1 protein-coding gene is annotated in these 11,105 nt (G+C 65.5%); it reads right to left on the reverse strand.

Features of this window, described 5'->3' with window-relative positions:
- Window positions 1–287 precede the first annotated feature (287 nt).
- A partial coding sequence (locus DB30_RS38825) for a tetratricopeptide repeat protein (RefSeq protein WP_052558928.1) occupies window positions 288–11,105 on the reverse strand: 10,818 nt, incomplete at its 5' end.

An 11,105-nucleotide genomic window follows, 5' to 3' on the forward strand; every position in this document is an offset into this window, starting at 1 on the left:
TCCCACCTTCGGTGGGGCCCCCCACCCTCTGCTCCTCGCAGTAGCTCGGCGCCTGGCTCAGCAGGCGTGGCGGAAGCGAACGTTCTCGTCATTCCTCGAGCAGACGCCTGTCATCGCGACTCCCCAAGAGTGAAGGCCGACCACGGGCAATCAGATGAGCCCCCCTCCTAGGGGGGCCACTCATACCAGCGCGAACAAACGGCCGGCCCAGCGAGGGAGCGCAGCGACCGACCGGACGCGAAGCGGCCGCCTCTGGCAAAGTGCAGGGCGGCCGCGGGGGGTCTAAATTAGCCCACTTGGATGCCGATGCCTCGGCGGGCGTCGAAGTAGTCCTCGGAGATCGAGTAGAGCACCAGCTCCTTGATCTTGTCCTTCGGCGTCATCGTCGAGCCGAGCACGTTCTGCTCTTGCGAGACCATCAGCGCGGAGGTCTGAAGGTCGCCGCACATCAGCAGGCCAACGCGATAGCTGGTCAGCTCGACCGCGGCGGCCCAGCGCTTGACGTCGGTTGACCCGCCAGCCTGCACGAACTTCTTCATGAGGCTGCTGAGCTGGTCGACGTGGCCGGCGCTCATGCGGCCCTTGATCTCGCGCGCGATCGAGTCGAGCGCGGCGGTGTCACCTTGGACCGGCATCCCGCAGATCCGCATGCAGGCCATGAACACCTGCTTGAGGCTCTGCGGTGACCGATCGATGGTCACGTAGGCGTAGTGCGGCGGGTACAGGTCCATCATGCTCTTGCCCAAGGCGAACACGAGGTGATGCTCCTTCTTGCCGCGCAGCACGTTCGAGTAGACGACCATCGAGGGGTGCACGGCCCCGTCGCGCTTGACGTTGATCACCGTGACGTCGCCGGGGTCGGTGGGACGCAGGTACACGTCGGGCGCGCCCACGTTGAGCACGTCCTTGACGTACTTGGCGATCTGGCAAAACGGCGACGGATCCAAGGTGATGTCGGTCCGCGAGTCGGCCTTGATCGTCGGCGGTAGCTCCTTGGCCTGCCACGCAGCGAGCGGCTGCGCGACCAGACCCAGGATGCCGGTCAGGTAGGGATCCTGATCGGGGTGGAACACGTGCTTGCGCATCGTGGTCTCGCTGAGCCGCTGACGGGCGCGCACGAAGCCCTCTTGGCGATGGCGGTCGTAGAGCGTCTGCTGCTCGTCGTTGGCCTTCTTCAAGAACGCGAGGGCTTGGGCCACACACCAGGCCTTATCGACCTGATTGCTCTGACGATAGATGTTGTAGAGCGCGTGGTAGCTCTCGATCCGGTACGGCTCCTGGGCGATCAGCGCCTGGTGTGCCGCGACGGCCTTGGGCGCGAACTCGTTGGGGTTCTGCTCGAGCAGGCGCTCGTACAGCTCCGCGAGGATGATCTGCCACTTCGGGTTGTTCGGATCGAACTGCGTCGCGACGATCGTGAACACCTCGGCGGCCGACTGGTAGTTGTCGAGCCGGGTCCGGTAGATCTCGCCCAGGTTGCTCCACAGCGCCAGCGCCAGCTCCTCTTGGCCGGTCGCGGGCAGCCGCTTGATCATCTTGCGATACGAGCGCTCGAGGCTCTTCCAGTCCTTGGTCTTGGTGACCAAGGCGTCGATCGCCTGGAACGCCTTGAGGTAGGTCGGATCGTCGTCGAGGACCGTGTTGAAGCGATCGATCGCCTCGTCTTGGGCCTTGAGGCTGTCACGCAACACGACGGCAGCCGAGTAGTTGTAGCGGCTGCGTCGCAGGGCGTTCTGCTCGATCTTGACGATGCGATCGATGATCGAGATCAGCTCGTCCCACTGCTTGTTCTCTTGATACAGGTTCAAGAGCGTGTGCAGCATCGGGAAGTCGTCCGGACGCAGATCCAGGCCCATCGAGAACGCCTCGGCGGCCTTGGTCCGGTTCTCGAGCTTCTCGACGTAGAGCTCGCCGATCTCCTTGTAGAGATCGAAGCGCTCGTCATCCGACTCGACGACGTCGACCAGCGCGCGCTTGGCCTGGATCACGCCCTCCCAGTCGTTGGCGGCCGCTTGCAGCTCGATCACTGCCTCGAGCACGCCCTTGTTGAAGGGCTGCACTTCCAGCGCCTTCTCCATGTAGTTGAGCGCCTTGCGGGGCTCGTTCTGGCGGCGCTTGATCGTGCCGAGCCGGTAGTAGACGAGCACGGTGTCGTCGTCACCTTGGCTGTCGCGATGCTGGACCAAGATGGTCTGGTACAGCTTGAACGCCCGGTCCCAGTTCTCTTGCTCGAACAACAGGTCCGCCATCCCGGTCAGGACCTCGTGGTTGGTCGAGTCGATGTCGTAGGCGGACTTGTAGCGCTTGAGGGCCTTCTCGCCGTCGCCGAGCTTGCGCGCGACCTTGGCTGCGCGCAGGTAGGTCTCGCGCAGATCGTCGTCGTCGAGCTCGAGCTGATCCGACTTGCGCGCGAGCATGTCGTAGATCGGATCGGCCTCTTGGTACTGCTCCTTGCGGAAGTAGATCCGCGACAGCACCTTGCCAACCTTGACGTGCTCGGGGTCCATGCGGATCGCCGAGCCGAACATCGTGGTCGCGCTGGTCTCGTCCTCGAGCTCCTCGAGGAAGATGAAGCCAGCGTCGGCCGCGAGCTGGGTCTTCTCGTAGTTGTTGTGCGAGTAGTCCGAAGCAGACTGCAGCGTGCGCGCAGCCTTGAGCCAGTCCATCCGCGCCTTGTAGAGCTCGGCGAGGATGATCAGCGCGGGCACGTGGCCTGGGTCGATCGTCAGGGCGTCGCTGAGCCGGCGCTCGGCTTCGACCTGGTCTTCGAGCTTCTGGAAGTGGACCCGGCCCATGCGGGTCAGGAGCTCGAGCCGCGCGTTTGGATCCTCGATCAGGCCGACCAGGCGATCCATGGTCTCGACCGCCGAAGGCCAGTCCTCGATCGCCTCTTGCAGGCGGCTGAGGGTGTTCGCGGCGTCGAAGTGGTTGGGGGCGAGCTCGAGGATCTCGCGGTAGCAGTCGATCGCCCGATCCGTGTCTTGGATCTGCTTCTCGAACACCTCGCCCATCGCCTGCAGCAGCTGGATCTTGACCTGGACGTCGCCGATCGCCTCCACGTGGTTGCGATAGGTGTCGACCAGCTCGGTCCAGCGCTCGAGCTCGTAGTACAGGTGCTCGGCCTGGCGATAGGTCTGATCCCGACCCGGATCGAGCATCAGGATCTTCTCGAGGACCTCGGCCGCGCGCTCCTTGTCGCCAGCGTGCTCGACCAGCGCGAACGCCATCTTCTCGTGGATCTCGATCTGCTCCGCCACGTCGGCGGTCGCGTCGAGCTCGGCCTCGAGGGTCTCGAGGTACTCCTCGATGTTGCCCTGACCCATGTACAAGCGCTCGAGCGCCTGCAGGGCCTCACGATCGGTCGGCTCGCTGGCCGTGATGTCCTTGAAGGTCTCGATCGCCGCGACCGCGTCTTGCAGGTTGAACTCCTGGACGCCGCCGATCCGCTTCTTGATGACCAGGATCTCGTCCGGGTCATCCATGATCTGCGAGCGGCGCTCGAGGATCGCAACCAGCTCGTTCCACTGGTGTTGGGTCTCGTGCAGACGCGCGAGCGAGTCCATCGCGGTGATGCTCTCGCTGTCGATCTCGAGCACCCGACGGTAGCTCTCGACCGCCGAGGGCAGATCGACCAGGCCGGCCTCTTGGACCTGCGCGAGGTCGAGCAGCGTCGCGGCCTGGACCTCGGGCTCCTGCTCGAGCGGCACGATCCGGGCCAGGGTGTCCGACAGCTCCTGCGCCTGGTTGGCGCGACGGTAGAAGTTGGACAGCTCGCGCAGCGCGTTGACGCTCTCGGCGTTCAGCTCGAGCGCCTTGTGGAGTGACTGGATCCCGTAGTCGGGCCGGTCGAGGTGCTCGCCGTACCAACGGCCGATCTTGACCCACAGCTCGCAGCGCTCGAGCGGGTCTTCGATCTCGTTGACGATCGCGTTGTACTCGTTGAGTAGATCGCCCCACTTGTTGGCGATGGTTGCGATGCGCTCGAGCTCGCGCGAGGTGTCCTCGTTCGAGTAGTCGACGTTGAACGCGGCCTGCAGCACCGCAAACGCGCTGTCGAGATCGCCGAGCTTCTCTTCGAACACCTTGGCGCCCTGCTGCAGGTAGCGGACCTTGTCCTCGTACTGCTCGGCCTCGGTGACCTCGGCGCGGGTGATCAGGAGCTCGGTCAGCGCCTCGAACTGCTCGGTCTCGCGATAGATCGCGTCGAGGGCGTCAGCGGCGGGCGGATGCCCGGCGCGCAGATCCAAGATCTCGAGGTAGGCGCCAGCGGCCTGATCCTTGTTCTCGAGGTTCTCCTCCCAGATCCCGGCGATCTGCATGAGGACGTCCATCTTGCCTTCCTCGTCGTCGATCGCCGCGACCTTGCGCTCGAGGATCTGGATGGCCTCGTCCCAGCGCGCTTCGCCGGTGTAGAGCTCCTCGAGCGCCGCGAGGGCCTCCATGTCGCCCTCGGCGATCGCCAGGACCTGCAGCCAGGCCGCGATCGCGTCGTCGGTGGCCATCAGGTACTCGCCCTGAATCGAGCCGATCTGCGCCCACAGGTTGCGCAGCCGCTCGTGGTCCAGCATGCCCTCGGGCAGCTGCACCATCCGCGCGAGGATGTCGATCAGCTCGACCCAGGCTTGGCTCTCTTCGTAGAGCCGCTTGAGGGTCTCGAGGGTCTCGAGGTTGCCCGGATCGATGTCGAGGGCGTTGATCCACGAGTCGAGCGCCTGCCGCTCGCGCTCGAGCTTCTCGCCGTAGGTCCGACCAAGGCGCTGATACGCGTCAACGCGCTCCGCCGGATCCTCGACCACATAGACCACGCGCTCGAGGATCTCCACGAGCTCGTCCCACCGCTCGGCGCGCTCGTGCAGGCCCGCGAGCTCGGTCAGCGCGAGCGGATCTTCACCACGAAGATCCAGCACGCGGTTCCACAGATCCACGGCGTCGATCTCACGATCGAGCGCGTCCGAGGCCAGCTTGGCCATGCGCTGGTAGCAGCCGGCCATGTCGTCGTCGGTGTTCGCGACGTCGACCATCTTTTGATAGTTGTCGAACAGATCCGAGAACCGATGTTGGCTGAGGTACAGGGCCTCGAGCCGCGACAGCGCCGTCATGTTGTCGGGTGCGTTGTCGAGCACCCGCGTGTAGGCGGCGATCGCCTCGTTGACGTTGCCGAGGTAGCCCTCGAAGGTCTGCGCCAGGCGCAGCTCGAGCTCGACGAGCAGGTCGGTGTCCATCACCACCGCGATCCGGCGCTGCAGGATCTCGGCGAGCTCGACGTACATCGCCGCGTGCGTGTAGATGCGATCCAGGGCCGCGAGCGCGGCGAGGTTCTCGGACTCGAGCTCGAGGACCGCCCGGTAGTATTCGATCGCCCGACCGTAGTCTTGCAGCTTGTGGTCGAGGACCCGCGCGCTGCGTGACAGCACCTGCTGCTTGACCTCGGGCGAGACCGACTCGCCCTCGAGGATCTGATCGCCGACATCGACGATCGCGCCCCACTCCTGGGTGGCCTCGGCCAGGCGCTCGATCTCCTCGGTGATCTGGATGCTGGTCGCGTCGTCCATGTACGCGCGCAGCCACCACAAGAACGCCTGCCCGACGTCGCCCAAGCGGCGCTCGCAGATCTCGGCGACGTTCTGGATCACGACGAAGCGATCTGCGGCCTCGTCGATGGTCCCGAGCCGCGCCTCACCAAGCTTGACCAGCGGCTCCCACCGCTCGGCCGCGAAGTAGATCGGCTCGAGGATCTCGGCGATCTCGTGCTGATGCTCGCCCTCGTAGAAGATGAACTCCAACGACTGCTGGCTCGGCGAGTGATCCGGCTGGATGTTGAGGATGTTCTGGTAGGCCTCGATCGCGTGGACCAGGTCGTTCATCGACAGCTGGTAGGTCTGGCCCATGCGGAACTGCAGCTCGATCGACTCGACCTCGTCGTCGGTGATCCTGATCTGCCGCTCGAGGTTCTCGACCAGCTCCTGCCAGCGCTCGAGGTGGCTGAAGATCGCGTCGAGGGCCTCGATCGCGTCGCGATCTTCCGGGTCCTCGACGAGCACCTTCTTGTAGCGCTCGATCGCACCCTCGACGTCCGAGAGCTGATTGAGGCGCACGGCCGCGACGCGCTTGAGCATCTTGGCCTTGACCAGCGGGTCCATGATGTTCTGGGCCTGCTCGTCGAGGATCCGCGCGTACTTGTCCCAGTCGCCCGTGACCTCGGCCAGCCGCGTCATCTGCTCGACGGTGGTCTCGTCCTCTTGGTCGATCGCCAGCGCGCGCGCGTAGGTGTCGAAGCCCTTGTCGAACTCTTGCAGCTGCCGCTCGTAGGTGTCGGCGATCTTGTGCAAGCGCTCGATCCGGGCCAGCGGATCTTCGGTGTGCACGACCATGACCTCGTAGAGGTCGATCAGCTTCTCCCACTCCGCGAGCTGCTCGTAGAAGGGCTCGAGCACCTCGGCGGCCATCATCGGCTGGGTGTCGCCATGCGCGATCCGACCGAGCGCCTCGATCGTTGGCTCATGGTTGGGGTCGTGGGCGAGCACGTCGCGGTAGGACTCGACCGCGCGGACCGGGTCCGCCAGCTGGTTCTCCCACAGCGCGCCAATGCGGTGCCTCAGGGCCGTTTGGGCCTCGTGGCGATCCGCCACGTCGACGGCCTGCTCGAGGATCTGCAGCTGATCGTGCCAGCGCTCGGCCTGGCCGTAGAGACGATCCAACGCTTGGATCGCGTCGTAGTCGGTCGGGTCGATGTCGAGGATCGCCTGGTAGGTGTCGATCGCCCGGTCGACGTCGCCGAGCTCGCGGTCGTGAACCTGACCGAGCACGTGCAGGGCCTGGCGACGATCCTCGGGGGTCTCGGCCAGCTCGGTCTTGCGCTGGTAGACGTCGCGCAACGCCTCCCAGTTCTCGAGCCCGAGGTACAGCTTCTCGAGCGCGTCGAGGGCCCGCGCGTCGGCGTCGTCGATGCTCAGCACCTGCTGGTACAGCTCGATCGCGCCCTCGGCGTCCTCCATCATGGTCTCGCGGATGTCCGCCGCGTACAGCAGCAGCGCCTTGCGATCCTCGGGGGCGTCGACCATCTCGGCCTTGCGGGTGACCGCGCCGACCAAGGCCTCGAAGTTGTTGGTCCGGCGATGGACCTCGATCAAGGCGTCGATCGCCGGGAAGTTGCCGGGATCGAGCTCGAGGATCTTGTTGTAGCTGGCCGAAGCCTTGGCGGCGTCGTCGAGCGTCGCCTCGTAGATCTTCGCAACCTTGTCGAGGATCTGGATGCTCAGCTGATCGTCGACGATGTCTTCGATCGCCGACTCGTAGAGCGCGACCAGCTCGGCGTAGCTGCCCATCTGGTTGGCGAGGCTGTCGAGCCGCCGCTGCGAGTCCTCGTTGGACGGGTTTTGCTTGAGCGCGCGACCGATCGCCTCGAACGCCTTGTCGGGCTGCTCGCCAGCGATCTCGTAGAGCTCACCGATCTGGTGGAGCAGACCGATGCGCTCGGCCGGATCCAGAGAGCGGGCGACCATGATCTCGTAGGCTTGGATCAGCTTCGACCACTCGTTGGTCGAGCGATAGATCGGCTCGAGGATCTTGGCGACGCTCAGCTGCTGATCTTCGTTGTCGAGCAGGGTCTCGAGGGCCGCGAGCGCGTCCTCGTTGCCGGGGTCGTAGTCGAACACCCGACGGTAGATCTCGACCGCGAGCCCCGCCTGCGCGAGCTTCTCGAGCCGGACCGCGCCAAGCCGCAGGCTCAGCTTGATCATGTCGTCCGGGTCGCCCGCGAGCGCCAGCTGACGATCGAGAATCTCGGCCAGATCCGCCCAGTTCTCTTGGACCTGGTAGAGGCGATCCAGCGCGACGGTCGCCTTCATGTTGGTGTCGTCGTCGGCGAGGATCTCGTTGTAGGTCATGATCGCCTCGTCGTTCTGCTGGAGCATCTCCTCCTGCAGATAGGCGATCTTGAAGCGCAGGCTCTGGCGCAGCTCCGCGTCGTCCTCGAACTCGACCTTGCTGCGGTACACACCCAGCAGCTCGGCCCAGGCCTCGGCCCGCTGGTACAGCTCCTCGAGGGCGTCGAGCGCCTCGCGGTTCTCGGGGTCGATGTCGACCGCGCGCGTGTAGCAGTTGACTGCCTGCCCGGCGTTGCCGAGCTGGGTGTCGTAGACCGCCGCGAGCTTGTGCAGCAGCTGCTTCATCAGCTCGCTCGGCAGATCCTTGACGACGGCGCCCTCGTAGAGCTCGGCGAACTCGGCCCAACGCTCGTCGATCCCGGCGATGCTCTCGAGCGCCTGCTGGGCGGTCTCGTCCTCGGGATCTTCCTTGAACGCGCGGGCGTAGGCGTCGAAGGCCGTGCGGCTGTCGCCGAGCGCCTGCGCCTGGATCTCACCGATCTTGAGCAGCAAGACCACGCGCTCCGGGGTCACGTCTTCCGCGGCTGCGAGGATCTCGAGCACGCGGACTAGCTGCGGCCAGTCTTCACGACGCTGGTACACCTCGCGCAAAATTGTCGCGACGCGAACCTTGAGATCTTCATGGTCGAGCCAGCTCTCGAGCCGCTGGCGAGCGTCCTCGTGATCCGGGTCGTACTCGAGGACCTGACGGAACAGCTCGACCGCCTCGGGGGCGTCGTCGAGGTGCTCTTGCACGACCACGCCAAGCCGATGGCGCAGGGTTGGCCGATCCGGCAGCGCCATGCCGGCCTCGCTCTCCTCGCCGTGCGCTTCGACCACCGCGAGCTCGCGGCGCAGGATGTCAGCGAGCTCGCTCCAATTTTCGAGCCGCAGGTACAGACGGTCGAGGGCTGCGAGCGCGCTCGGGGCCTCGACGCCCATGTCGAGCACCGCGTTGTAGGCCTGCACGGCCTGGTCCGCGTGATCGAGCTGCTCGTGGATCGAGCCGATGCGGATCTGGATCTGCCGCCGATCATCTTCGTCGGCCGCGAGCTCGAGCTTGGTGCCGAGCACCTTGAGCAGGTCCTCTTCGCGGCCAAGCGCGAGGTAGAGGTTCTCGAGCGACGCGAGCGCGGTCTCTTGCTCGGCGTCGATCTCGAGGATCTCTTGGTTGACCGAGAGCGCCCGCTCGAGATCGGCGAGCCGCTTCTCGTACACCTCGGCCACGCTCAAGCGCAGGCTGAGGCTGTCGGGATCGGGCCCGTACTTGCCGTACGCAGCCTCGAACGAGCTGACCAAGTCACCCCACAGGTTGGTCTCTTCGGCCAGCCGACGCATGTGCTCGGCGGAGTCGGCCTGGGTGTGATCCTCGTCGACGGACTGCTTCCAGTACCCGAAGGCCTGGGCTTGCTCGCTGTGCACACGCTCGGCGAGATCGGCGAGCCGAGCGAGCAGGGCTTGGCGCTGGTCGGGATCCTCGGTGTGACCAAGCTTGATCTGTAGCGGCGTCGAGATGTGACGCTCGTCGCCGGCCTCTTCGTAGAGCTCGATCAGGGCCTCGGCCAAGGTCAGGTTGTTCTCGTCCTTGCCGAGCGCCTTCTCGAGCGAACGCACCGCCCGATCAGGCTTGTCGAGCCGGGTCTTGTAGAGCTCCGCGATCTTCAAGGTCAGCGTGATGCGCCGGTCCTCGTCCTCGACGGTGTCGGCCTCGCGCTCGAGCACGCGGATGAACTCCGCCCACTTGTCTTGCTTGGCATAGAAAGCCTCGAGCGAGGTCATGTCGCCCTCGGCCACGTACAGCTTCTTGAGCGCGTCCTGGGCCCGACGGTTGTCGTTGTCGATCTCGTGCAGCGCTTCCCAGGTGCGGATCGCCGCCTTGTTGTTGTCGAGCTTGTCCGAGTAGAGCAGGCCAAGCTTGATCAGGTAGGCGCTCTTCTTCTTCTCGTCGTCGGTGACCTCGTTGAGGGTCTCGAGGGTCTTGGCGAGCGCCTCCCAGTCCTTCTCGCGCTCTTGCATCTGCTCGAGCACCTCGAGCGCCTCGACGTTGGTCGGGTCGCCCTCGAGCACCGCGCCCCACAGCTGGATCGCGATCGCAGGCTTCTTGATCTTGCTGCCGGCCGTGCGCGCGACCTCGAGCAGCTGGGTCTGACGCTCGACCGGATCTTCGATCAGCTGCAGCTCTTTTTGCTGGACCGAGATCATCTTCTCCCAGTCGCGGCGGCGCTGATACAGATCCTTGAGCTTGCCGAGGGCTTCGGCGTTGTACTCGTCGGTCTCGAGCACCGCTTCGAAGCTCTTGATCGCCTCTGCTTGGTTGTTGAACTTGTCGAGGAACAGGCGCCCGGCCTCGAGGTTGAGCTCGGTCTTTTGCTCGGGCTCGTCGTGCAGCTCGGCGCGACGGCGGATCCGACTGATGAGGTCGGGCCAGCGCTTCATCTCCTCGAACTGCGCCTGCTGGGCCTCCACGACCTTGAGCAGCGCGACGTTGTCACCGGTCGCTTCAACGAGCTTCTCGAGCTGCGACAAGGTCGTGACGACCAGGCCCGGCTGCTTGAGGTTCTCGCGGTACAGATCGAGCAGCTCCCAATAGAGCGGGATCTTCTCGGCGTCGTCGTCGGTGTTCTTGATCTGATCCTTGTAGAGATCGGCGACGTTGCTCCACTTGTTGCCGTCGATGTAGAGCTGCTTGAGGCGCGCGCGCGGGAGCTCTTTGTCCGGCATCGCGCTGACGGCTGCTCGCCAGGCGTCGATCGCCCGCTTGCCACCCTTGGCGTCGGCGGCCCGCGCCTTCTTGATCAGCACCATCTGGTCTTCGGTGAAGGTCTCGTCACCGACCTCGACCGTGCCGCTGTCGTCGTCGTCTGCGGACTCGTCGGCGTCGTCGCCGTCGTCGTCTTCGGATTCCTCAGCAGCGGCTGCCTCGGCCGCGAGCGCGGCTTCGGCTGCGGCCGCCTCTGCGGCGTCCGCTTCGGCTTGCGCTGCCGCTGCTGCGGCGGCCGCCTCGGCCTCGGCGCGCTCGGCCTCGGCTGCTGCCGCTTCCTCGGCTGCCGCCTCGGCGTCTTCGGTGTCGTTGGAAGCATCCGCTTCGGCTGCCGCTGCCTCCGCGGCCGCTGCTTCTTCTGCCGCTGCTGCTGCTGCTGCTTCTGCTGCCGCTGCCTCCTCGGCTGCCGCCGCGTCTGCTGCCGCCGCCGCCTCTGCTGCTGCCGCCGCGTCTGCTGCTGCCGCCGCGTCTGCTGCCGC

Source organism: Enhygromyxa salina (assembly GCF_000737335.2).
In the GTDB taxonomy this organism is placed as follows: Bacteria; Myxococcota_A; Polyangia; order Nannocystales; family Nannocystaceae; genus Plesiocystis; species Plesiocystis salina_C.